Here is a 23,178-nt window from a genome sequence, read left to right as displayed (position 1 = left end):
ACCCGGGCTCTATCTGTCGGTGGAATTTTCCGCCCGTATAGTTAGCTTCGAGATCAGCCGGTCCAGATCGGCCTTTTCCCTGTCGTCCAGGGCATCAAGAAGTGCAGTTTCATATTCTGTCACCAGGGGTTCGATCTGGCGGTAGATGTCGCCGCCCTTGTTTGTCAGATTTAGAATGGACCGCCTGCGGTCTTCCTGGGCGTAGGAGCGCTGGATCAGGCCCTTGTCCAGAAGACTGTTTACGGCCCGGCTGACCGCCACCTTGTCCAGGGCCGTTTTTTCTGCCACATCAGCGGCGGAAATATCCGGAAAACGGTGCAAATGAGCCATCACTTTCCATTCCGGCGGGGCAATGCCGAATTTTTCGCCGTAAATTGCAGCGAGCCTCCGACTGACAATATTAGACAGATAGGAGAGCCGGTAAGGGAGAAATTTTTCCAGCAGGAGAGGGGTGTTTTTATCGTTCTTCATATTGAAAAAAAATGTTCCGATACATATTGCTTGATTAAGTTACATATGTAACTATAATATATTCCCCATAGGGAGTGCCGAAGAAAGTTATCATTCTTTGCGGCCCCAGGCACCCATTTTTTACGCGGGGACACAACCGGGTCTGGCAGGAGTGTCCCGGGGTCACACATTTTCTTTGGCTCTTTTTGACATTTTCAGGGTAAAGGACAGGATATGAAAAACTGGATTGGATTTCCCCACCGTGAAGGCAAACATTCCCGGCAGGCCCATGTGGATCTGCCTGAAGGCACCTATGAGCGGGAGATGGGTAAAGAAGGCTTTTTCGGCCCCGCATCCCACCTGTATCACAAGAATATTCCGACCGGCTGGACCAGCTTCGAAGGGCCTTTGCAGCCCCATGCCTTTGATACCAACAAGCTGTCGGATTTTGGCTCTTCCCCCTGGAATGCAGAGGCGCTGATTACCAATGCCCATATGAAATTCCGTATCTGGAAGACATCGGAAAAAATGGATCACCTGGTCCGTAACGCCGACGGGGATGACCTGCTGTTCATTCACCATGGCGCAGGTGAGCTGTTCTGCGATTTCGGCCATCTCAACTATGAAGCCGGGGACTATATCGTCATTCCCCGGGGCGCCATGTGGCGGATCGAACCTGCGGAAAAAACCGAAATGGTTCTGGTGGAGGCCACCAACAGCAGCTATCAGTTGCCGGACAAGGGTATGGTTGGCCCGCATGCCATTTTCGACCCCGCCATTCTTGACGTACCGGCTATTGATGCGGCGTTTGAAGCCCAGCAGGGGCAGGACGAATGGCGTGTTGTGGTCAAGGCAAGGAATCAATTCAGCACCATAACCTATCCCTTCAACCCGCTGGATGCGGCGGGCTGGAAAGGTGATCTGACCGTGGTACGGGTCAATGTGCGCGACATCCGCCCGCTGATGAGCCACCGTTACCATCTGCCGCCCAGCGCCCACACGACCTTTGTGGCCGGCCGGTTTGTGGTCTGCACCTTCGCACCCCGGCCCATCGAAAGCGATCCCGGCGCCCTGAAGGTGCCTTTCTATCACAATAATGATGATTATGATGAAATCATCTTCTATCATCGGGGTGACTTTTTCAGCCGTGACAATATCGAGCAGGGCATGGTGACGTTTCATCCCTTCGGATTTACCCACGGGCCGCACCCCAAGGCGTTCAAGGCCGGTGAAAAGGCGGCGCGCAAGGAAACCGACGAATATGCTATGATGATCGACACCCGCGATCCGGTGGAAATGACCGAGTCTGCCTATAGTGTCGAAAACAAGGACTATGTGAACAGCTGGAAAGGCAGCAACTAGGCTGTCATACTGAACAAACAGATCAGGGAAATTATTTATGAAACTTGCTTCATTGAAATCCGGCCGCGACGGCAAACTAGTTGTGGTCAACCGTGACCTGACCAAGGCTGTCCCGGCCGCGGAAATCGCCTCAACCATGCAAAAGGCGCTGGATAACTGGGCTGATGCAGAACCAAAACTGAAGGCGCTCTATGATGATCTGAATGCGGGAAAGGTCGAGGGATTTGACTTTGATCCCGTCCAGTGCGATGCACCATTGCCGAGAGCCTATCACTGGGCTGACGGTTCCGCCTATGTGACCCATGTAGAACTTGTGCGCAAGGCGCGCGGGGCAGAGCTTCCGGCAACCTTCTGGGAAGACCCGCTGATTTATATGGGGGCGTCTGACGCCTTTATCGGCCCGCGTGATCCGATTGATGTGGAAAGTGAAGACTGGGGTATTGATTTCGAGGCGGAAATTGCGGTGATTACCGATGATGTTCCGGCAGGTATTGGCCCGGACCAGGCTCTTGACCATATCAAGCTGATTTCCATCCTGAATGATATTTCGCTGAGAAACCTGATTCCGGCAGAGCTGGCAAAACAGTTCGGATTTTATCAGTCCAAACCGCAGACGGCCTTTGCTCCGGTCTTTGTCACGCCTGATGAACTGGGTGATGCCTGGCGGGATGGCAAGCTTCACCTGCCGCTACATGCCATATTGAACGGCACCAAGATCGGCTCCCCCAATGCTGGTGTGGATATGACATTCAATTTCGGCCAGCTTATTGCCCATGTGGCTAAATCACGGGCTTTGGAAGCCGGTACCGTGATCGGCTCCGGCACGATCTCCAACAAAGGCTCCAAAGACGGCTCCTGCTGTCTGGCGGAAGTCCGCTGTCTCGAGACCATTGCCGACGGCAAGCCAAGCACACCCTTCATGAGTTTTGGCGACCGGATTGAAATTGAAATGTTCGACAAGGAGGGAAAGACCATCTTTGGCAAGATCGATCAGGTGGTCAAACAGTATTACCCGCCGCGTTAGACCTATCGTTGAGGGAGACAGACATGCTGAAGCTTTATGGATATTTCCGTTCCTCTGCGGCCTATCGGTTGCGTATTGCCCTGAACCTGAAAGGGCTGGACTATGACAATATCCCTGTCTCCCTTCTGGCCGGGGACCAGCGGGCGGAAAACTATCTGAAGCTCAATCCCCAGGGGCTGGTGCCGGCATTGACCGATGGGGACCTGACCATCGGCCAGTCCATGGCCATTCTGGAATATCTTGAGGAAACCCGGCCGGACGTTCCGCTTCTGCCCGCGGATGCCGCGGGGCGGGCCCGGGTGCGCCAGATGGCCAATATCATCGCCTGCGATATTCATCCGTTGAACAACCTGCGGGTCTTGAAATATCTGGGCGGTAACCTGGGCGTGAGCGACGAGACCAGGGACGACTGGTATCGTCACTGGATCAGGCTCGGATTTGAGGCCATTGAGACCATGTTGCAGGACGGCGGAACCGGAACATATTGTCATGGGGATACGCCGACATTTGCCGAAGTTTTTCTTATTCCCCAGCTCTATAATGCCCGCCGGTTCAAGACACAACTGGACGATTTCCCGATCATCCGGCGCATTGAAAAGCTTTGTAATGAGCAGGAACCCTTTATCCAGGCCCTGCCGGAAAACCAGCCGGATGCCACATCCTGACGGATCATTAAAAAAAACTGGTATTACATTCACGTAGACGTTAGTGTGTTTTCAAACAGTCGTTTTAATTCAGCTTCAGGGAGACCACACTATGAAAAATTTGTTTGATATTTCGGGTAAAACCGCTGTTGTCACCGGCGGATCACGGGGCATCGGCGCCATGATTGCCCGCGGCTTTGTGGAGAACGGGGTCAAGACCTATATCTGTTCCCGTAAACTTGACCAGTGCGAAGCCACTGTCGAGGAATTGAGCCAGTATGGGGAGATCATCGGCATGCAGGCAGACCTGTCCACTCTGGAAGGTGTGACGGCCTTTGCCGAACAGGTTGGTGAAAAGGAAGACAGCATTGACTTCCTGATCAACAATGCCGGCGCTGCCTGGGGCGCGCCGATCGACAAATTCCCTGAAGCGGGCTGGGACAAGGTGATGGATATCAACGTCAAGGGTGTCTTTTTCCTGACCCAGAAGCTTCTGCCTCTGCTGCGCAAGTCCGGAAAAGCGGAAGATCCGTCCCGTATTGTCAATGTGGCCAGTGTTGACGGCCTGCATGTCCCGGGACCGGAAACCTACAGCTATTCTGCCAGTAAGGCCGCCGTGCTGCATTTGACCCGGGTTCTGGCAAAAAGGCTTGCGCCAGAGCATATCAATGTAACAGCCATTGCCCCGGGACCGTTCCCGAGCGCCATGACCAAGGGTTTCTTTGATTCCCTGGGTGAGAGCCTGATCAATGACGTCCCGCTGGGCCGCATCGGCACACCGGAGGATATGGCAGGTGTGGCCATTTATCTCTGCAGCCGGGCCGGGGCTTATGTCACCGGCGAGCATGTCACTGTCGACGGTGGCTGGGCCACGACCGTTTAGCGCTGATTTCTAGAGCCGGGGCAGGATCGCCAGCAGGGCATCAAGGCTCGACTGGCCCAGCTTCATTGCCCGCTCCGGCGACCATCCGCTTTCCGGGTACGGAGTCTTTTCCGTATCCTTGAACGGCATTTCCAGGGTCATGGAAACCGCATTGTAACGGTGGGCGAACTGGTTTGTCGCCATGCCCAGATTGGCCTTGCCGGGGGCGGATTTGGGGTAGCCCACCTCGGTCTGGAAATCGGGCGAGATTTTTGCAAGCTGCGCCATATATTCATAGGCCAGGTCAAGCTGGGCCTCGTCAATATTCGGCACACCCTCAAAACAGGCGATAAAATTATAGGGCAGGGCTTCGTCCCCGTGCACATCAAGGATGAAATCGATACCGGTTTCATCCATCTTGCCGCGCACATAAGCCGCTTCCGGCTCGGTGCTGAAATCGGGGTCTTCCCAGACCCGGTTGAGGTTTACACCTGCCGCATTGGTGCGCAGATGACCGCGGCGGCTGCCGTCCGGGTTCATATTGGGGACGGCATGGAAAACGCATTTTTCCAGCAGTGACCGGCTGACCGGATCATTATCGTCCAGAAGCCGTTCCAGCATGCCTTCCATGAACCATTCGGCCATGGTTTCGCCCGGATGCTGGCGGGCGATATACCAGATTACTTTCTTGTCAGTACCGGGTGTGCCAATGGTCAGCAGATCCATATCCTGGCCGTCCAGGGTTTCACCGATGCAATGCAGGCCAACCTTTTCATCTGCTGCGCAACGGGCAATCAGATCGTTGTGCCGTTCCATGCTGTAGGGGGCGAAATAGGCATAATAAACGCAATCGGTTTCCGGCACGTGATGGATGGTGAGTGTACCGTCTTTGTAGACAGTGCTGACCCGGAACCAGTTTTTGCGGTCATAGGAGGCCACGGTCTGGTAATTTTCCCAACCCAGGGGATAGGCGGCGTTTGCCACATCCTCAATACTGAGCGCACAAAGCTGACCCTTGGCGCCGGTCATGCGGAAATAAAACCACTGATAGAAGTCAGATTTATTGTCCTTGCGGATGTGAAGGCGGATGTTGGACGGGTTCTCCGCCTCGATCACTTCAATGTTGCCGCCGTCGAAATCACTGCTGATTTTCATCTGTTATCCCCGTCTGTTGGTACAGTTTTCTTATAGGGATCATTACACAGCTTTGCAATCCGGGGAAAGTGGTGAGGGCCGGGAAAATAAATTCCTGCGGAAGGACAACCTTTTGCCGGAATCTTTTTCGGGATGGAAAAGATTGTATAAAATTTTTCACTGTTTTATTGTCTTGCCTTTGCAACAGCGTGACAGAGCAGGACAATTCTGCCAGACTGTGCGCTGTTTATGTAAATTAACAGCTTAAATAATACCTCAAAAACTACAAGGGGAAGAATATGTCCGTCGGAAGAAGTCTTCTGTTCAAGCATACCGGGGGGATCCGTAAATGACATCAGTTTCAGAAAACCAGCGCGAAGGGTCTCAGCAGCGGGAATTCCTCGGCCATCCGATAGGATTGTCCGTCTGTTTCCTGACCGAAATGTGGGAACGATTTTCCTATTACGGCATGCGCACCATTCTGGTGCTCTATCTTGTAAAATACCATATGTTCAGTACTGAAAAGGCCAGCATGATCTACGGAGCTTATGCCGGCCTTGTTTATATGATGCCGATCATCGGCGGCTATATGGCCGATCGTTATCTGGGCAGCCGCAAGGCGGTGACTTACGGCGCGCTGTTGCTTGTGGCCGGTCATGGCCTGATGGCGTTTCACGGGCCGCAGGCCTATCTGGACGGCGATGCAGTTGTCCGCAATGATTTTTATCTGAATATCTTTTTCCTGGCCCTGGCCCTGATCATCACCGGGGTCGGCTTCCTTAAGGCCAATATCTCCACCATTGTCGGCGCCTTGTACGGTCCGAAAGATCCGCGCCGGGATGGCGGCTTTTCCATCTTCTACATGGGGATCAACCTGGGCTCGGTGTTTGCCACGGCTCTGGTCGGTTATGTGGGTGAGGTACACGGCTGGAACTATGGTTTTGGTCTTGCCGGGATCGGCATGTTGTTCGGTCTTCTTGTCTTCCTCTGGGGGCAACGTCTTCTTGACGGCCGGGCCGAGCCGTCCAATCCCGCCATTCTGAAGGAAAAGTCACCCATCGGCCTGAATAAGGAATGGACTATCTATCTTGGTGGACTCGGCCTTGTTGTCGCCAGCTGGATCATGATGCAATATCAGGAACTGGTGGGGGGCGTGCTTTATTTTGTCGGCCCGCTGATGATTCTGATCATCATTGTTTACGGCATTACCCAGTGCACGAAGATCGAGCGGGAACGGCTGTTCGTAGCAGCCTTTTTGATCACCATTCAGTCGGTTTTCTGGGCATTGTTTGAACAGCAGGCGGCCAGCCTGACGCTTCTCGCTGACGAGCAGTTCGATCTTAATTTCCTCGGCATGGCCTGGTTGCCGTCTCAGGTGCAGTTGATGAACCCGCTCTTCATCGTGATCTTTGCGCCGGTTCTGGCCTGGCTCTGGGTGGCTCTGTCCAATAAGGGATGGGAACCATCAACACCGGCCAAATTTGGTATGGCGATGTTGCTGATTGGTCTTGGCTATGTTGTCTTTTCCTGGGGCATGAGCCTGGATGACAGCACCAGCAAAAGCTTCCTGTGGATGGTCTTTATCTATCTGTCCCTGACTCTCGCCGAGCTGTGTCTCAGTCCGGTCGGCCTGTCCATGGTCACCAAGCTGAGTGTGCACAAGATTGTCGGTATGGTGATGGGCACCTGGTTCCTGTGGACAGCCATGGGGAACTTTGTTGCTGGTGTGATCAGTTCGTGGACCGGCAGCGGTGGTCACGGCGGTGAAGGCGGAAATCTGGATGTGATTGCCACGATGGAAGTTTATACCAACATCGGCCTGCTCAGTATCGGTGTAGGGGTCTTTATCCTGGTGCTGACCCCGTTAATGAAAAAATACATGCACGGCGTCCATTAGAAGACAGTCTGCGCTATGTAGGGGGAAAGCCGCATTCTTCGGGGTGCGGCTTTTCTTATGCGTTTTCGATTTCCTCACGCAGCATTTCAAGCTCCAGCCATTCCTCTTCCTTTGCTGCAAGCTCGGCCTGCGATTTTTCCAGGTCTTTTGACAGCAGGTTGAAACCCGCGGGGTCCTTTGTGTAAAAATCCGCCTCGCCCAGCTTGGCCTCTACTTTGGCGATCCGCTGTTCCAGCGCCGCTATTTCGCCGGGCAGCTTTTTGAGTCGGTCCCGGTGCTTGAAGCTCAGTTTGGTTGTCTCCCGTTTGACCGGCTTTGCGGTTTCCGTCTTTTGAGCCTTGACCGGTTCGGGTTCCGCATTCAGGGTGACATCGCCACGCTGGCGCAGGTAATCCTGATAGCCGCCGGCATATTCAGTGACCTTTCCGTTGCCTTCCATGACGATGGTGGAAGTGACGATGCGGTCGAGGAAATCGCGATCATGGCTGACCAGTAACAGGGTGCCGTCATAGTCATTGAGGGTTTCCTGCAGCAGGTCCAGGGTATCCATGTCCAGGTCGTTGGTGGGTTCGTCCAGGATCAGGAAGTTGGTCGGCATGGCCAGCGTCTTGGCCAGCAGCAGCCGGTTGCGTTCGCCGCCTGAAAGCGCCCCTACCTGGGTATGGGCCTGTCCCGCCTCAAACAGGAAGTCCTTCATATAGGAAATGATATGTTTTGAGTGGCCGCGCACCATGATGTGGTCGCCGCCATCACTCAGCGTTTCCCAGACCGTGTTTGTATCTTTCAGAAGGCCCCGCTGCTGGTCAAGATAGGTGGGTTCCAGATTGGTGCCCAGCTTGACGGTGCCCTGGTCGGGCTCGATCTCCCTGGTCAGGATCTTGAGCAGGGTGGATTTGCCGGCGCCGTTGGGCCCGATGATACCGATGCGGTCGCCGCGCAGGATGCGGAGCGAGAAATCCTCGAGGATCATTTTGTCGCCAAAGGACTTGCTGACCTTGTGGGCCTCGATCACCTTTTTGCCGCTGGCCTTGCCGCTGTCGGTCTCCAGCTTGACCTGGCCGGTTTCCCCGATCTGTTGGGCGCGCTCTTCCCGGAGCGTCCAAAGGGCCCGCATGCGGCCCATGTTACGTTTGCGCCGGGCGGTGATGCCCTTGTGGGACCAGTCGGTTTCCTTTTCAATCAGCTTGTCGAGCTTGGCCCGTTCCACCCGCTCCTGTTCCAGGATAGCTTCGGCCCAGTCCTCGAAATGGGCAAAGCCCTTGTCCAGCCGCCGCACCTTGCCCCGATCCAGCCAGAAGGTGCAATCGGTCAGATTGTTGAGGAAGGCGCGGTCATGGCTGATGATCATCAGAGCGCCACGAAAGTTCTTTAGCCGGTCCTCCAGCCATTCGATGGTGGCGATGTCCAGATGGTTGGTGGGTTCGTCCAGCAGCAGGATATCGGCCTCGCTGATCAGGGCCCGGGCAATGGCCGCGCGGCGGCGTTCGCCGCCGGACAAATTATGGGTCTCAAGATCCGGCTCCAAACCGATATCCTCGAGGATGATATCTACCTGGAACAGATCTTCGCGGGAAGCTTCCGGCAGGCCGGTGGCTACATAGTCGCGCACGGTCTTCCATTGGCTCAGGTCGGGTTCCTGCTGCAGGTAGGTGACATGGGTACCGGGCTGGACGAAACGCTCGCCACTGTCTGACTCGACGCTGCCGGCAATCACCTTCATCAGGGTGGATTTGCCCGATCCATTGCGGCCGACAAGGCAAATGCGGTCCCGATCCCCGATATAAAGTTCGACCCCGTCAAACAGCGGGTTGGGGCCATAGCGAAGGGAAATATCCTGTAATGTAAGTAAGGGCGGCGCCATTGACTATCCTGTCAGAAATTTTGCCTCTTCTAGCGCGAGAGGGCTCGGCTCTGCAAGGGATAACTTTCGCTCCCATAGTGCTCTCGTTATTGTGATAAGCTGTTAATGGCCCGGTCAGGGAAGGGCGGTTAAGATATGATCTGCAACTGAACAGGAACAGTAAACGTATCATGTTGATCAGAAAACCGAAGTCATATGAACTGAAGGACAATGAAGCGACCTCCCGCCGGGAATATCTGAACCGCCGGGAATTCATGCGCGATCTTTCCCGGGCCGGGGTGATGGCCGGGGCGGCAACACTTGTGCCTTCAGGGGTGAGCGCAGCAGAGCGGGGAAGGAAGTTTACCGGTCTGGAAGCGCAGCAGAATTTTGCTCCCGGAGAAAAACCCACCCCCTATGAAGCGGTCACCACCTACAACAATTTCTATGAATTCGGCACCGGCAAGGATGATCCGGCGAGAAATGCCCATAGCCTGAAGCCCCGTCCCTGGACGGTGGAAGTGGGCGGTCATGTGGAAAAGCCGGGGGCCTATGACGTGGATGACCTGATCCGGGATAGCCATCTCGAGGATCGCCTCTATCGCTTCCGTTGTGTGGAGGCCTGGTCCATGGTCATTCCCTGGGTCGGTATTCCTCTGGCCAGCCTGATTGAACGGTTCTCCCCCACGTCAAAGGCCAAATATGTGCGGTTTGAAACCCTTCAGGACAGGGATCAGATGCCGGGCCAGCGCCGCCGGGTGATCAACTGGCCCTATGTGGAAGGCCTGACCATGGCCGAGGCCACCAACCCGCTGACCCTGATGGCGGTGGGGCTTTACGGCGAGGTGCTGCCCAATCAGAACGGCGCACCGATCCGGCTGGTGGTGCCCTGGAAATACGGTTTCAAGTCCATCAAGTCCATTGTCAAAATCGACTTTACCGACCGGCAGCCGTTCAACAGCTGGCAGCAGCTTGCGCCCCATGAATATGGGTTTTACGCTAATGTGGACCCTGAAGTGGATCATCCCCGCTGGTCCCAGGCCAGGGAACGGCGGATCGGCGAGTTTTTTCGTCGTGAGACCTTGCCGTTCAACGGTTACGCGGAAGAGGTGGCCCAGATCTATGCGGGCATGAATCCGAAGAAGCTGTACTGAGATGAACTACGAAAAACCGCTGCGGGCGGCCCTGCATCTCCTGTGCCTGTTGCCGTTTTTATGGATTGTCTGGCAGGTCTGGCTGATGTTTTCCTATCAACCGCATGCGCTAACGGCCAACCCGTTCCAGTATATCAACCAGTATACGGGCGACTGGACGATCCGGATATTGCTGGCCAGTCTGGCGGTCACGCCTCTGCGCAAACTGCTGAAGAAAAACGGGCTGATCAAATGGCGTCGGCCGCTGGGGCTTTACGCCTTTTTCTACGGCCTGTTGCATCTCGGGAATTATCTGGTGCTGGACCATTTCTTTGACTGGGCGGTGATCTGGCAGGACCTGGTCAAACGTCCGGCCATGACTTTCGGCATGATTGCCCTGTTTCTGATGATCCCGCTGGCAGTGACCTCCACCAAAAAGATGATCCGCCGTCTGGGCAGGATCTGGCCGCGATTGCACAGGCTGGTCTATCTCATCGGCATCCTGGCAGTGGTCCACAACATCATGATGGTCAAGGCAGACCTGCGCGAACCGCTGATTCATGCCGCCATCCTCTGTCTGCTGTTGGGCTACCGGCTGTATGACAAATATCGTCCGGGTCTTGTGAAAAGGCTTTCGTTCACCTAATCTTGTCTGATGAAACAGGCTACAACAGAGATCAGGTTCGAGACAAAGGGCCGGGGATTATTTGACGTCACGGCGGCGCTTGGCCAATGGATCGACGAACACCATATCCGCGAGGGCCTGTTCACCGCCCATATCAAGCATACGTCGGCCTCCCTGGTGATCCAGGAAAATGCCGATCCCGACGTTTGTTATGATCTGGATAATTTTCTGTCCCGGCTGGTGCCGGAGAATGATCCACATTTCCGTCATGTGGCGGAGGGGCCTGACGATATGCCGGCCCATATCCGCGCCGCGCTGACCCAGAGCCAGGTGTCCATTCCGGTCATTGACGGCAGGCTGGCGCTTGGCACCTGGCAGGGAATTTATATTTTTGAGCATCGGCGCCGTGGCCACAGCCGGACCCTGGCGCTGCATGTTTTGGGTGATTAGCCTTTAAAAATCATACAGCAGGCCGGCCCGGGCCATTTTCTCGGTGCTTTCACTGTCCTGATAGGCGTCTTGTTCGTAAGTGACATCATAGGAGAAGCGGCTGCTGAGGGCACTGTTGATCCTGACCTTGAGCACGGCGCTGTTGGAAATAATTCTGTTGTTGCTCAAATAGACTTCGGTCTGATTGGTGAGACTGCTGTGGTCAGATAGATTGTAGCTGATCTCATTACGAAGAAGCCCGATGAAACCAGACTCATGCTCAAGCCCTTCTTCCCGCTGGGTCCACAGAATTCCCGGTCCGCCTTCGATATCCCAGACAAGGTTTTCAAAATCAAACAAATGTAGTCCGGCACCACTGGTCAGGCTGAAACGTTCCCTGAATGCGCCGTCAGTGTCGTTTTCATATCCTGTTGTACCGGTCAGATACATTTTCTCGGTGACATCATAGTTGAGCTTGTACCTCAGCCCCCATTGCTGACGGGCCGGGTCATCATCGGATTTGGACAACTCGTAATAACTGATGAGCTTGCTGATAAACGAGCCGTGCTCCCTTTCTATCTGGGCGCCAAGGGCCACCGACTTTTGCGGGCTGTTGCCTGTGGACCTGAACAGGGACATATTGATTTCACCGTTCCAGTCCGCAATATCAACCGGAGAGGTTTTCTTTTTCGGCTGGGGCGAAAGCTGACGGCTCACCCGGGAGAGCCAGTTTTGCCGATAGTGTGACGCCTTTTCCCAGATTGTGCTCTTCAACGCGGGGTAGGTATCGACAATAATGTCTACGACCCTGCTGAACGAGGACTGGTCATGACGTTTTGCCGCCAGGCGGAGTATTTTGTCTATGGATTGTGGCAGGGATGTTTCCGCCTGGACAGAAATCGGTGCAATACTCAGTATGGCCACTATGAGACCGGTGATAAGGCAGTTTAATTTCATCAATCAGAGTATAATCGTTAGTTTTGGCAATAGAAAATTACAGGCTGAAAATGATATCAGTTAACTTATTGATATAATGTTGGAATCATAAGGTAAACCGAAAAAACGCCGCCATGTTTATTTTGAGGGACTAAGAGTGATGATGGGCGGAAGGCAGGCGGGGGCGCCGGGATAAAAAAAGCCCGGCAGCAGAAGCCGCCGGGCAGAAATGATTGACCAGGATAAACTCAGAAATCGTAGAGCAGTCCGGCCCGGGCGATGGTGTCCGTTGTTTCACGGTCTGCCGGGGCGTCCTTGTCGTAATAGACATCAAAGGAGAACTTGCTGCTGAGTGCACCGTTGATCTTCACTTTCAGTGCATTCTGGGTTTCCATCACTGTCCGGTCGCCAAAGACAATCTGACTGTTGTTGGAGAATTCACTGCGCTCGTTTATGGCCCAGATAAATTCACTGGCCGCATAGGCGTTGAAGCTTGATTCATAGTCTGCGCCTGCGAAGTCTTTGGAGAACAGGACGGTCGGACCACCTTCTACGTTCCACACAAACTCCTCTGTTTCCATAAGGCGATAACCGGCACCGGCGCTGGTTGTGATCCTTTCGCGGAAGGAGCCGAACTGGTCGTTCTTATATCCCAGGAAACCTGTCAGATACATATGTTCGGAGAAATCATAATCCAGTTTATAGGACAAGCCCCAGCGCTGGCGATCCTTGACGCCGGAGTTCTTGTTGAAATCAAAGAATGCCCCGATCCGGCTGTGATATTTTCCATTATCACGCTTCATTTTGCCGGCAATGCCAAAGGACTGCTGGTCGGTGTTCCCGGACGAAGTCATTACGCTGAGATCAACCTCGCCGTCCCAGCCCTTGAGGCTGAGATAGGGGTTCTGGGATTCAGGGTTTTCCACTGGCGGCGCCGGACGAAGCGGTTCGGCCGCGGCCAGGATTTCCTCTGCTTGTTCCGGGTTGGCAGCAACCACGAGATCAAGAACCGTCTGGAAGTTGGCGCCACCGTCTTTCTGGGCGGCCTGCTCAAGAATGGCCATGACGGCTGGATCAACTTCGGCCAGAGCAATTGAGGGGCCGGCCAGCATGACAGGCATAAAAGCCGTCAATACGAGATGCTTCACGAATTTATTCATTGTTCGTGTCTTTCCTTGTTCGAGTAGGAGAAAGATACTTATTCTTTTGAGTACGTAAGATAAAAACTTAAGGGGACTGCGGTGCTGATGGACGGCAGTCCTGCCAGTTCCTGTAGCTTCTGAAGTCCGGAAAGTAAATCAAAATCCTCTGCATCAAGGAAAATTAGTTCGTGAGGTACAATCATTACGCGATTTTCCCCCAGGCGCGTTACCAAAAGCTCGCATTCCACATTTTTTCTTTGACCGTGCAGGTCCAGAACCAGGCTTGTTTCGATCAGCTGGTTTTCACCGACGGCAAGATCTTCAAACTGATCAAGATCGATCTGGCCACTGAGGGTGGCGACCGGGTACATGCCGGTCTGGAACAGAAACTCGCCGATACGTTCATTGCGGATGTCTACCCAGGTCTCCACGGACGCAAGGTCAAGGGTCAGACTGATTTCCCCCTCGTCAGAGATCCGGCTGTCGATAGCGCCGAAATGATTGCTTTCCCCGATGGTGTTATTCTTGATGGAGCCAAAAGAGAGATGGGAGTTATCCTTGTCCAGAAGCCAATCGGCCCGGGCCGGGCCCGTCAGGACAAAAAGAAGAACAAGGCTGGTCAGAATTTTGGGAAGTTTCATTGTGTGGCCCCTGAAATTGAAAAAGCATTACCGGAATCTAGCGCCCGATCCCGCCTCTTGCAAGGAGTTATGCCATGACCTGTTACCCGAAAAAATGGGCCGGGAAGCAAGTCCCGGCCCTGAAGTTGTGCAGTAGGCATAGGTTGGTTGATTCTGGGGTTGGCTGTTCTGGCGATCAGCCGTAGAAGTTTTCTCCTTTTTCGGCCTTCTGGCGCAGCAGGGCCGGCGGCGTGAAGTGGGGGCCGAAGCGATTGGCAAGTTTGTCCGCTTCCTCACAGAATTTTTTCACGCCGATGGTGTCGACCATGCTGAGCGGCCCACCGGTCCAGGGGGCAAACCCCCAGCCGAAAATGGCGCCGATGTCAGCATCTTCCGGGGCCATCAATACGCCTTCTTCAAGGCAGCGGATGACCTCGATGGCCTGGCGGTAAAGAAGCCGTTTTGTGACTTCCTCCGGATCGGGCTGATCGTCGCTGACAGGGAAGTGATCGGAAAGCGCCGGCCAGAGATATTTCTTGCCGCCTTCAGGATATTCATAGAAGCCGTGGCCGTTTTTCTTGCCCTTGCGGCCCAGTTCTTTGTAGAGCGTTTCCACCACCTTGTCCGACGGCTGGGCTACATACTTGTCACCCAGCGCTTTCTTGGTGGCCTGGCCCACATGGTAGCTTAGTTCCAGGCTGACCTCGTCGGCGACCGCCAGCGGTCCCACGGCCATGCCGGAATAGGCACCACAGTTTTCCACCAGGGCCGGCTTCACGCCTTCCGCCACCATATTGGCGGCTTCCTGGACATAGGTGGAGAAGCAGCGGCTGGTATAAAAGCCGCGGCTGTCATTGACCACGATCGGGGTCTTTTTAATCTGGGCCACATAATCCAGCGCCTTGGCCAGGGCCACATCGCCGGTGTTCTTGCCAAGGATGATTTCCACCAGCGGCATCTTGTCCACAGGCGAGAAAAAGTGAATACCGATGAACTGGTCCTCCCGCGCACTGGCTTTGGCCAGCTGGGTGATGGGCAGGGTGGAGGTGTTGGAGCCGTAAATGCAGCTTTCCGGCACCACGGCCTCTGTTTTGGCGGTGACACCTGCCTTGACCTCAACATCCTCAAGTACGGCCTCGATGATCAGATCGCAACCTTCCAGGTCCGCATAGTCGGTGGTCGGTTTGATCAGGGAAAGAATGCCATCGGCTTTTTCCTGTGTCATTTTCTTGCGCTTGACCGCCTTTTCCAGAAGATTGCTGGAATAGGATTTGCCTTTCTCGGCGGCTTCCTCGGTCATGTCCAGCAGAACAACCTCAATCCCGGCTTTGGCAGAGACATAGGCGATGCCGGCCCCCATCATGCCGGCGCCGAGCATACCGAGCTTTTTGGTCGGTGCTTTTGGCTGGTCTTTGGGGCGGCGGGCGCCTTTTTCTGCGGCCTGCTTGTTAACAAACAGAGTCCGGATCATGTTCGGCGCCACATCACCAAGCAACAGGTCGGCAAAATATTTGCTTTCCACCTGAAGGGCCTTGTCCATGGGCAACTGGTGGCCCTCATAAACGCAGGACAGGATATTGACCGTGGCCGGATATTTGCCTTTTGTTTCTTTTTTTGTCATTGCCGGGGCGCCGACAAAGGTCTGTACAATATTGGGGTCAAAGACACCCTGGCCACCGGGGATTTTGAATTTCTTGTTATCCCAGGGCTGTTCAGCCTTGCCGCCATCAAGAATCCATTTTCTGGCAGCGGAAACGATCTGGTCTGCAGGCACCACCTGCTGGATTACACCAAAGCCAAGGGCCTGCTGCGGCTTCATGTTTTTACCCTGCAGCAGATATTGCAGGGCCATCTGGATTCCCATCAGGCGCGGCAGTCTCTGGGTGCCGCCGCCGCCCGGCAGCAGCCCGACCATGACTTCCGGCAGGGCAAGATTGATCCTGGGATTATCGGCCACAACCCGGTGGTGACAGGCGAGGATGATTTCAAACCCGCCGCCCATGGCAACGCCGTCTACAGCGGCTGCAAAAGGTTTTCCACAGGTTTCCATGGCCCGCAGAATTTTATTCATGTGGAAACTTTTTTCAAACAGCTCTTCCCGGCTGACCTTGTCGACGGCTTCGGTCATTTCCAGCAGCATGCCCAGGTCGGCACCGGCGACGAAAGCGCCTTCCTTGCCCGAGGTGATCACGGCGCCTTTGACATTGTCGTCAGCCGTGATTTTTTCGATCAGGCCTTCCAGATCCGCCAGGAATTCCTGGGTGATCACATTCATGGATTTACCGGGAACGTCGATGGCCAGCAGGGCGATACCGTCGCTATCAACTTCATATTTGATTGTGTTGGTCATTGTCCTGTCTCCCTTACACGCGTTCGATGATGGTGGCTGTGGCCATGCCGCCGGCCACACACAGGGCTGCCAGGCCCGTAGACTTGTCGGCCCGTTCCATCTCATCCAGGGCGGTCCCCAGGATCATGGCGCCGGTGGCGCCCAGCGGGTGACCCATGGCAATGGCGCCGCCATTCACATTAACGTCCTCTGTGCCAAGTTCCATTTCCTGACAGAAGCGCAGGACGACGGAGGCAAAGGCCTCGTTGATTTCCCAGACATCGATATCGGATTTATTCATGCCAGCCCGTGCCAGGGCCTTGCGGGCGCTCTCGCCGGGACCGGACAACATGATGGTGGGATCGATGCCCACGTCGGCGAAGGCGACCATTTTGGCGCGGGGCTTGAGGCCCAGTTTATCGCCCATCTCCCTGGTGCCGATCAGCATACCCGCTGCGCCATCGACAATGCCGGAACTGTTGCCGGCGTGGTGGACATGCTTCATGTTCTCCACTTCCGGGTATTTCTGCAGGGCGACACTGTCAAAACCGATCTCTCCCATATCAATGAAAGAGGCCTTGAGACCGGCGAGATCCTCGATTGTCGTATCGGGACGCATATATTCATCACGGTCCAGCAGGGTCAGGCCAAGCTGATCCTTGACGGGGATAACGGAATTCTTGAAATAGCCATTATCCCAGGCATGCTTGGCACGTTTCTGGCTGAGGATGGCATAGGCGTCGCAATCCTCGCGGCTGAACCCATATTTAGTGGCGATGAGGTCGGCGCTGATTCCCTGCAGGACAAAACCCACCTTGTTGGACACCTGGGGATCAAACAGCCAGGCGCCGCCGTCAAAGCCCATCTGGACACGGGACATGCTTTCCACGCCGCCACCGATCATGAGATCGGCCTGTCCGGCCATCACCCGGGCGGCGGCATAGTTGACCGCCACCAGGGCGGAAGCACAGAAACGGTTCACATGCATGCCCGGTACCGCATCGCCGTATCCGGCCATATAGGCGGCGAAACGGCCGACATTTCCGCCCTGTTCACCGACGGCGGTGACGCATCCGGCGATCACATCATCAACCAGGGAAGGGTCAAAATCGCTGCGATCCTTCAGCGCTCCAAAGACCTGGGCCAGAAGGTTGACCGGCGTTACCTCATGCAGGCTGCCATCTTTTTTACCCCTGCCGCGGGGACTTCTCACATGATCGTAAATATAGGCTTCAGTCATTTTCGAATCCTTGTCGCTTATGGGGTCAGATCAGAATGCGTCAGCATCCAGGGACATCACCGGCTCCGCACCGGCTTCTACCTTGACCCTCAGGGCCGAGGTTTCCGGCAGCATATTGGTGAAGAAAAAGTCTGCTGTGATCAGCTTGTTTCTCAGGAAAGTTTCATTGCCTTCCCCGGCGGCCAGCATTTCCAGAGCCTTTTTCGCCATGTCTGCCCAGAAATATCCCATCATGACGAGAGCCATCAGGTTCAGATAGTAATGGGCGGCGGCACCGGCATTGTCCGGATTGCTCATCCCGTTCTGCATCAGCCACATGGTGGCGGCCTGCTGACGACCCAGGGCTTTTTCCAGCGGCGTGGTATATTTTTCCAGATCGGCGTTGCCCTTGTTTTCCTCTATGAATTTCTGAACCATGGCGAAATAGGCCTTTACCGGCTCGCCACCCTTGGCAGGTAGTTTGCGGCCGATCAGGTCCATGGCCTGAACACCGTTGGTGCCTTCATAAATAGGGGCGATACGGCTGTCGCGCAGATACTGCTCCATGCCCCATTCCTTGATATAGCCGTGGCCACCGAAACACTGAAGTGCACGGCTTGCGGCTTCCACACCCTGATCCGTCATATAGGACTTGATGACAGGAGTGAGCAGGGCGACCAGGTCATCTGCTGCTTCTCGGGTTTTTTCATCGGGATGGTGCAGGGCCAGGTCAAGCTGCACACCGGTCCACATGGCCAGTGCCCGGGCTCCTTCAATAAAGGCGCGGTTGGTCATCAGCATGCGCCGCACATCCGGATGGACAATGATGGGGTCGGCTTTTGCTTCCGGGTTTTTCGGGCCCGTCAGGGAACGCCCCTGGATCCGGTCCTTGGCGTAATCCACGGCATTCTGCTGGGCCACCTCGGCAATGCCGAGACCCTGCAGGCCAACACCAAGGCGGGCTTCATTCATCATGGTGAACATGGCCCGCATGCCCTTGCCTTCCTCGCCGACCAGATACCCGGTAGCCCCGTCATAGTTGAGCACACAGGTAGAGTTGGAATGAATGCCCATTTTTTCCTCAATGGAGCCGCAGGAAACGCCGTTGCGCTCACCCAGGCTGCCGTCCTCGTTGACCATGATCTTGGGCACAATAAAGAGGCTGATGCCTTTTGTGCCTTCCGGGGCACCGGAAATACGGGCCAGAACCAGATGGATGATATTGTCCGTCAGGTCATGTTCACCGGCTGAAATGAAAATCTTGGTGCCGGAAATTTTGTAAGTGCCGTCTGCCTGGGGGTCTGCCTTCGTACGGAGCATGCCCAGGTCGGTACCGCAATGGGGCTCGGTCAGGTTCATGGTGGCGGCCCACTCGCCGCTCAGCATTTTAGGAAGATAGGTGTCTTTCTGTTCCTGGCTGCCCCACTGGTGAATGGCTTCCGTGGCCCCCTTGGTCAGGCCGGAATACATGGCGAAGCCCCAGTTGGAGGAAATCATCATTTCATTGAGCGCCAGCCCCAGGATCTGCGGCAACCCCTGGCCGCCATATTCCGGATCACCGGTCAGGCTCTGCCAGCCACCTTCCACGAACTGCTGATAGGCTTCTTTAAAGCCTTTCGGCGTTGTCACCACGCCGTCGTTCCAGGTGCAGCCTTCCTCGTCACCGGACTGATTGATGGGGAAGAATACATTTTCCGTCAGTTTTGCCGCCTCTTCCAGAATGGCGTCAATCATGTCCGGAGTGGCTTCCTGGAAACAGGGCAGATTGTTGTACTGCTGCAGGTTCAAGTAGTCATGCATGAGAAATTTCATGTCTTCCACAGGGGCAGTGTACCTAGGCATGTTCGCGATCTCCTAATTTTTCAATATTCTGTTCCTGCATCCAGTGTTCGAGGGTCTGGATGAGGTTGTTTAATTCGTCGATTGTTTCGTCGATATCTTTTTTCTGCTGTTCCAGGCTTTCGATGCGCTGGCGGCAGGCTTCCATGGCAACCCGGCTCTGTTTGACCTTGCCACCTTCCTGATAATACATATCCAGCACCTCGCTCATTTCCGCGATGCTGAAACCAACTCGTTTTCCCCGTAAAATCCAGGCAAGACGGGCCCTGTCGGCGGCGGAATAGATGCGGGTCTGTCCTTCGCGTTTCGGGGAAATCAGTTTCTGATCCTCGTAAAAGCGAAGCGTCCGGGGGGTGATCCCAAATTCCTCAGACAGTTCGGAAATGCTGTATGTCGGTTTCTTCCTGTTCATCAGGTCCATTTCGTTTTTGTCACCGGGTAACTCGACCAGGGTTGTGAATGATGATCCGGATCATAGTTTACGTTTACGTAAAGGTCAATAGAAAATGAAACAGTCGTTTTATTTTAATCGGGAAATGTGATTCACGTCCCAAAAAAGCGCAAAACCGGAAGAATTCACTATAAAACAGGGCGGTTTTTGTTTAGGATTTGAATAAATTATAAATCAGGCTTTATCCTGACGTTTCCGCCACTTCGAACCTGAACAGTATACCACATGCAGATCTACCTGCCCATCGCCGAGTTATCAATCAATGTGTTTGTCTTGCTGGCCATGGGGGGAGGGGTTGGCTTTCTGTCCGGCATGTTTGGAGTTGGCGGCGGGTTTCTGATGACGCCCCTTCTTATTTTTGCCGGTGTGCCGCCAGCAGTGGCGGTGGCCACGGAAGCCAACCAGATTACCGCTGCCTCTGTATCAGGGGCTCTGGCTCATGCCAAGCGGGGCGGTGTCGATTATAAAATGGGGTTCGTGCTGATTGCCGGCGGGGCAGTGGGGTCCTATATCGGGGCCTGGTTCTTTACCATCCTCAAGGCGCTTGGACAGGTGGATCTGATGATCTCCATCGCCTATGTTATTTTTCTGGGCGGTATTGGCGGATTGATGTTCATCGAGAGTGTTTTGGCCATGATCCGGCAGCGCCGGGGACAAAAGCCGAAACCCGGCCGGCGCCCGCGCACCTGGATTGACGCCCTGCCGTTTAAAATGCGTTTTCGCAAATCAAAGATGTATGTCAGCATACTTCTGCCCCTGGCGATCGGTGGTCTTGTGGGGGTACTGGCGGCGATTATGGGGGTTGGCGGCGGTTTTATCATGGTGCCGGCCATGATCTATCTTCTCAACATGCCCATTAATGTGGTGATCGGAACAAGCCTGTTTCAGATCACCTTTGTGACCGCCAGCGTGACGTTCCTTCATTCCGTCAATACCCAGACAGTGGATATGGTGCTTGCCCTGATTCTGCTTGTTGGCGCTGTTATTGGCGCCCAGATCGGCGTCAGGGTGGGATCGCGCCTGAAAGGCGAACAGCTGCGCATTCTTCTGGCTCTCCTGGTGCTGGCGGTCTGCGGCAAGATGGGTGTGGATCTTGTTGTCGAACCCGACGACCTGTTCTCGGTGTTTCCCGTGGCAGAAGGAGAGGTCCATTGAACCGGAGCAGGATACTGGCGGGCATGATGGTCATGGTCGCGGCGCTGGCCCCGCCGCAAGTGAAAGCGGAGCGTCTTGTAACGGATCTGTCGGACCACATGATTGATATCAACGCTCGCTTCTCCGGAACAGAGCTTATGGTTTTCGGTGCCATAGAAATGGCGATTCCGCAGGAGGATGGTGGCCACGGCGTGGCAGTCGAGGGCATGGACTACGACATGATTGTTGTTGTGACCAGTGATCCGAAGGAGATGACCGTGCGCCGTAAAGAGCGCGTTGGCGGTATCTGGGTCAATAAAGCGCGCGAGGAGCTTTCCGGTGTGCCGGGATATTATGCCCTGGGCACAACCCGGCACCTGGATGATATTATTTCCTCTGGCGAGCGGTCCCGGCATCAGATCGGACTGGACCATATAGACCTGCCTTTTTCAGAGAAACTTGACCCGGAGGAGCGGCAGGCCTATCGGGCGGGATTTATCCGCAACATGAAGGTAAAAGGACTCTATAAGGAAGAGTTCGGCAATATTAATCTGCGGGAAGGTATTCTGTTCTGGGCCAGAATGTATTTCCCGGCCAACATGCCGGTCGGAAACTATCGCACCACGGTTCATCTTGTGCGTCACGGAGAAGTTATTCTCAGCCGTACCAGCGACCTGCATGTGGACAAGGTGGGGCTGGAGAGAGCCATTTATAATTTCGCCCACGAGAAACCGGCGCTCTATGGGCTGGTGGCAATTCTGGTGGCCCTGCTGGCCGGCTGGCTCGGCGGCCAGTTTTCAAGGAAGGTGAGCTGATCAGCACAGGGTTACAACTACCCTCACGATTTTCTGATCTTTGCAGGGCTTGCTATATTCGTGCATGACGTTAAAACTTGGGCTATGGAATCCTTGGAAGTATCATATTTTGCAGCGCTGCTGGGCGGCCTTTTCAGTTTTCTGTCTCCCTGTGTGCTGCCCCTGGTCCCGGCCTATGTGTCCTATGTCACGGGCAGTTCCCTCAATGATCTCAGGGAAGGAGGCAGGGTACCCTTCACGGACGTGCTGTCCGGTGCGCTGGCCTTTGTTCTTGGTTTTTCGACCGTCTTTGTTTTGCTTGGGGCCGGCGCTTCGAGCCTGCAGCCTTTATTGCTGCAGCATCTGGATATTTTTTCAAAAATTTCCGGCGGGCTGATTGTTATTCTGGGACTGCATTTCACCGGCATCATAAGGATCGGTTTCCTTTACAGGGAGGCACGGTTCCAGACCCGGGAAACGCCGGCCGGACTTATCGGCGCCTATGTCATGGGGCTTGCCTTTGCCTTTGGCTGGACGCCCTGTATCGGCCCTATCCTCGGTACAATTCTGACACTGGCCGCCAGTCAGCAGACCTTCGGCACAGGTGTAGCGCTGTTGATGGTCTATTCCCTGGGGCTTGGCATACCGTTTGTGCTGGCGGCTCTTTCGGTAAATCGTTTCCTGCAGTTTTCCGGCAGGTTCCGGAAACATTTCCGGCTGCTGGAAATCATCATCGGCGGCCTGCTGATCCTGACCGGCCTTGCCATTTTCTTCGGACTGCTCCAGACCTTCGGCAATAACCTTCTGGAATGGTTTCCCTGGCTGGCCCGAATAGGCTAGCCCGACACTCAATAAGTGTAAAAAAAAAGCCTCGGCAAACCCGTAGTCGGGCTACCGAGGCAGTCAGGCAGATGAAGGATCACCGGAATGATCCTTCAAGGGATCTCTCAAATTTATCAATATATACGGGGATTATAGAATCCATTGCATTGCATATGCAAGAGGAAACTAATGTATATTCCTCAGTGAATTCTGTGAGTTATCAGAAATGAGGGTTTGGATTTTGTGCCAGACACAGGCGCCGTCTTCGTCCTGCTCGGTAATTGCATTTGCATATAACAGGCGTGCTTTTTCCCCGGCATTTTCGCCGTAGATATTTTCGAATTCCCGGGCGGCAAGAATAAAAAAGGGCTCGGGGTCAATTCCCATTTTTTCTAAATTTACTAGTATATTTGTCATTGACCTTTCGTCAGAAGGGCTTACAGCTTTTGTTCCATCTGAAACAATATAATCCATCTTCATGATTACTTCTCC

Annotated in this window: 22 protein-coding genes; 11 read left to right on the top strand and 11 right to left on the bottom strand. The window is 54.5% G+C overall.

All coding sequences use genetic code 11. The features are described 5' to 3' along the window. Positions 1-9 precede the first annotated feature (9 nt). Positions 10-471, bottom strand: a complete 462-nt coding sequence (locus tag ACN0YD_RS12845; RefSeq protein ID WP_417320396.1) for a MarR family winged helix-turn-helix transcriptional regulator — start codon at positions 469-471, stop codon at positions 10-12. A 213-nt stretch (positions 472-684) separates the two neighbouring features. Here ACN0YD_RS12845 and ACN0YD_RS12840 point away from each other — a divergent pair, with 213 nt between their 5' ends. The 4 genes from ACN0YD_RS12840 to ACN0YD_RS12825 all read left to right on the top strand — a co-directional run bounded on the left by ACN0YD_RS12840 (position 685) and on the right by ACN0YD_RS12825 (position 4,363). After that, positions 685-1,812: a homogentisate 1,2-dioxygenase gene (locus ACN0YD_RS12840; RefSeq protein ID WP_417320394.1), complete on the top strand. Its 1,128-nt coding sequence runs from the start codon at positions 685-687 to the stop codon at positions 1,810-1,812. 37 nt (positions 1,813-1,849) lie between these two features. Beyond that, on the top strand, positions 1,850-2,836 hold the full coding sequence (locus ACN0YD_RS12835; RefSeq protein WP_417320393.1) for a fumarylacetoacetate hydrolase family protein: 987 nt from the start codon (positions 1,850-1,852) through the stop codon (positions 2,834-2,836). A 26-nt stretch (positions 2,837-2,862) separates the two neighbouring features. Then, on the top strand, positions 2,863-3,501 hold the full coding sequence (gene maiA, locus ACN0YD_RS12830; RefSeq protein WP_417320744.1) for a maleylacetoacetate isomerase: 639 nt from the start codon (positions 2,863-2,865) through the stop codon (positions 3,499-3,501). Positions 3,502-3,592: 91 nt separating this feature from the next. Further along, the gene (locus ACN0YD_RS12825; RefSeq protein ID WP_417320391.1) at positions 3,593-4,363 is read left to right on the top strand and encodes an SDR family oxidoreductase; all 771 of its coding nucleotides are present in this window, start codon (positions 3,593-3,595) and stop codon (positions 4,361-4,363) included. Between the two features lie 9 nt (positions 4,364-4,372). Here the strand turns inward: ACN0YD_RS12825 and ACN0YD_RS12820 are convergent, their stop codons facing one another. Further along, a complete protein-coding gene (locus tag ACN0YD_RS12820) occupies positions 4,373-5,497 on the bottom strand; it encodes a M14-type cytosolic carboxypeptidase (protein ID WP_417320389.1) in 1,125 nt (374 codons plus the stop codon). A gap of 328 nt (positions 5,498-5,825) precedes the next feature. Between ACN0YD_RS12820 and ACN0YD_RS12815 the strand changes: the two genes are divergently transcribed. Next, positions 5,826-7,373, top strand: a complete 1,548-nt coding sequence (locus tag ACN0YD_RS12815) for a peptide MFS transporter (protein WP_417320388.1) — start codon at positions 5,826-5,828, stop codon at positions 7,371-7,373. 55 nt (positions 7,374-7,428) lie between these two features. On the opposite strand, the gene ACN0YD_RS12810 is transcribed toward ACN0YD_RS12815, so the two are convergent. Further along, a complete protein-coding gene (locus tag ACN0YD_RS12810) occupies positions 7,429-9,234 on the bottom strand; it encodes an ABC-F family ATP-binding cassette domain-containing protein (RefSeq protein WP_417320386.1) in 1,806 nt (601 codons plus the stop codon). A gap of 170 nt (positions 9,235-9,404) precedes the next feature. Here ACN0YD_RS12810 and msrP point away from each other — a divergent pair, with 170 nt between their 5' ends. Genes msrP through ACN0YD_RS12795 form a run of 3 tightly spaced genes read left to right on the top strand, consistent with a single transcriptional unit; the run spans position 9,405 to position 11,421 of the window. Next, positions 9,405-10,367, top strand: coding sequence for a protein-methionine-sulfoxide reductase catalytic subunit MsrP (msrP, locus tag ACN0YD_RS12805; protein WP_417320384.1), 963 nt, complete (start codon positions 9,405-9,407; stop codon positions 10,365-10,367). Position 10,368: 1 nt separating this feature from the next. Beyond that, on the top strand, positions 10,369-10,992 hold the full coding sequence (locus tag ACN0YD_RS12800) for a sulfite oxidase heme-binding subunit YedZ (protein ID WP_417320382.1): 624 nt from the start codon (positions 10,369-10,371) through the stop codon (positions 10,990-10,992). A 9-nt stretch (positions 10,993-11,001) separates the two neighbouring features. Then, entirely contained in the window at positions 11,002-11,421 is a 420-nt protein-coding gene (locus tag ACN0YD_RS12795; RefSeq protein ID WP_417320381.1) for a secondary thiamine-phosphate synthase enzyme YjbQ, read from the top strand. 3 nt (positions 11,422-11,424) lie between these two features. Here the strand turns inward: ACN0YD_RS12795 and ACN0YD_RS12790 are convergent, their stop codons facing one another. The 7 genes from ACN0YD_RS12790 to ACN0YD_RS12760 form a co-directional block, all read right to left on the bottom strand. Then, complete coding sequence (locus ACN0YD_RS12790) at positions 11,425-12,324, bottom strand: DUF481 domain-containing protein (protein WP_417320379.1); 900 nt, start codon at positions 12,322-12,324, stop codon at positions 11,425-11,427. A gap of 260 nt (positions 12,325-12,584) precedes the next feature. Then, a complete protein-coding gene (locus ACN0YD_RS12785; RefSeq protein ID WP_417320378.1) occupies positions 12,585-13,496 on the bottom strand; it encodes a DUF481 domain-containing protein in 912 nt (303 codons plus the stop codon). A gap of 38 nt (positions 13,497-13,534) precedes the next feature. After that, complete coding sequence (locus tag ACN0YD_RS12780) at positions 13,535-14,119, bottom strand: YceI family protein (protein WP_417320376.1); 585 nt, start codon at positions 14,117-14,119, stop codon at positions 13,535-13,537. Between the two features lie 175 nt (positions 14,120-14,294). Beyond that, complete coding sequence (locus ACN0YD_RS12775; protein WP_417320374.1) at positions 14,295-16,448, bottom strand: 3-hydroxyacyl-CoA dehydrogenase NAD-binding domain-containing protein; 2,154 nt, start codon at positions 16,446-16,448, stop codon at positions 14,295-14,297. A 13-nt stretch (positions 16,449-16,461) separates the two neighbouring features. Next, positions 16,462-17,667 carry an acetyl-CoA C-acetyltransferase gene (locus ACN0YD_RS12770; RefSeq protein WP_417320372.1) on the bottom strand — a complete coding sequence of 402 codons (1,206 nt, stop codon included), beginning with the start codon at positions 17,665-17,667 and terminating at the stop codon, positions 16,462-16,464. 30 nt (positions 17,668-17,697) lie between these two features. Continuing rightward, the gene (locus tag ACN0YD_RS12765; protein ID WP_417320370.1) at positions 17,698-19,488 is read right to left on the bottom strand and encodes an acyl-CoA dehydrogenase C-terminal domain-containing protein; all 1,791 of its coding nucleotides are present in this window, start codon (positions 19,486-19,488) and stop codon (positions 17,698-17,700) included. Beyond that, a complete protein-coding gene (locus tag ACN0YD_RS12760) occupies positions 19,481-19,897 on the bottom strand; it encodes a MerR family transcriptional regulator (protein WP_417320368.1) in 417 nt (138 codons plus the stop codon). Before ACN0YD_RS12760 ends, ACN0YD_RS12765 begins: the two co-directional genes overlap by 8 nt. 264 nt (positions 19,898-20,161) lie before the next feature. Here ACN0YD_RS12760 and ACN0YD_RS12755 point away from each other — a divergent pair, with 264 nt between their 5' ends. The 3 genes from ACN0YD_RS12755 to ACN0YD_RS12745 all read left to right on the top strand — a co-directional run bounded on the left by ACN0YD_RS12755 (position 20,162) and on the right by ACN0YD_RS12745 (position 22,704). Beyond that, positions 20,162-21,091: a sulfite exporter TauE/SafE family protein gene (locus ACN0YD_RS12755; RefSeq protein ID WP_417320366.1), complete on the top strand. Its 930-nt coding sequence runs from the start codon at positions 20,162-20,164 to the stop codon at positions 21,089-21,091. Then, positions 21,088-21,885, top strand: a complete 798-nt coding sequence (locus ACN0YD_RS12750) for a TIGR02186 family protein (RefSeq protein ID WP_417320364.1) — start codon at positions 21,088-21,090, stop codon at positions 21,883-21,885. Before ACN0YD_RS12755 ends, ACN0YD_RS12750 begins: the two co-directional genes overlap by 4 nt. 84 nt (positions 21,886-21,969) lie before the next feature. Continuing rightward, positions 21,970-22,704 (top strand): cytochrome c biogenesis CcdA family protein, encoded by a 735-nt coding sequence (locus ACN0YD_RS12745; protein ID WP_417320363.1) that lies wholly within the window; start codon positions 21,970-21,972, stop codon positions 22,702-22,704. A gap of 168 nt (positions 22,705-22,872) precedes the next feature. On the opposite strand, the gene ACN0YD_RS12740 is transcribed toward ACN0YD_RS12745, so the two are convergent. After that, entirely contained in the window at positions 22,873-23,166 is a 294-nt protein-coding gene (locus ACN0YD_RS12740; protein ID WP_417320361.1) for a hypothetical protein, read from the bottom strand. Positions 23,167-23,178 lie beyond the last annotated feature (12 nt).

This window comes from Emcibacter sp. (assembly GCF_048269205.1).
Taxonomy (GTDB): Bacteria; Pseudomonadota; Alphaproteobacteria; order Sphingomonadales; family Emcibacteraceae; genus Emcibacter.
Note: the sequence above shows the minus strand (reverse complement) of the source record. Positions and strands in the feature narration are given on the sequence as shown.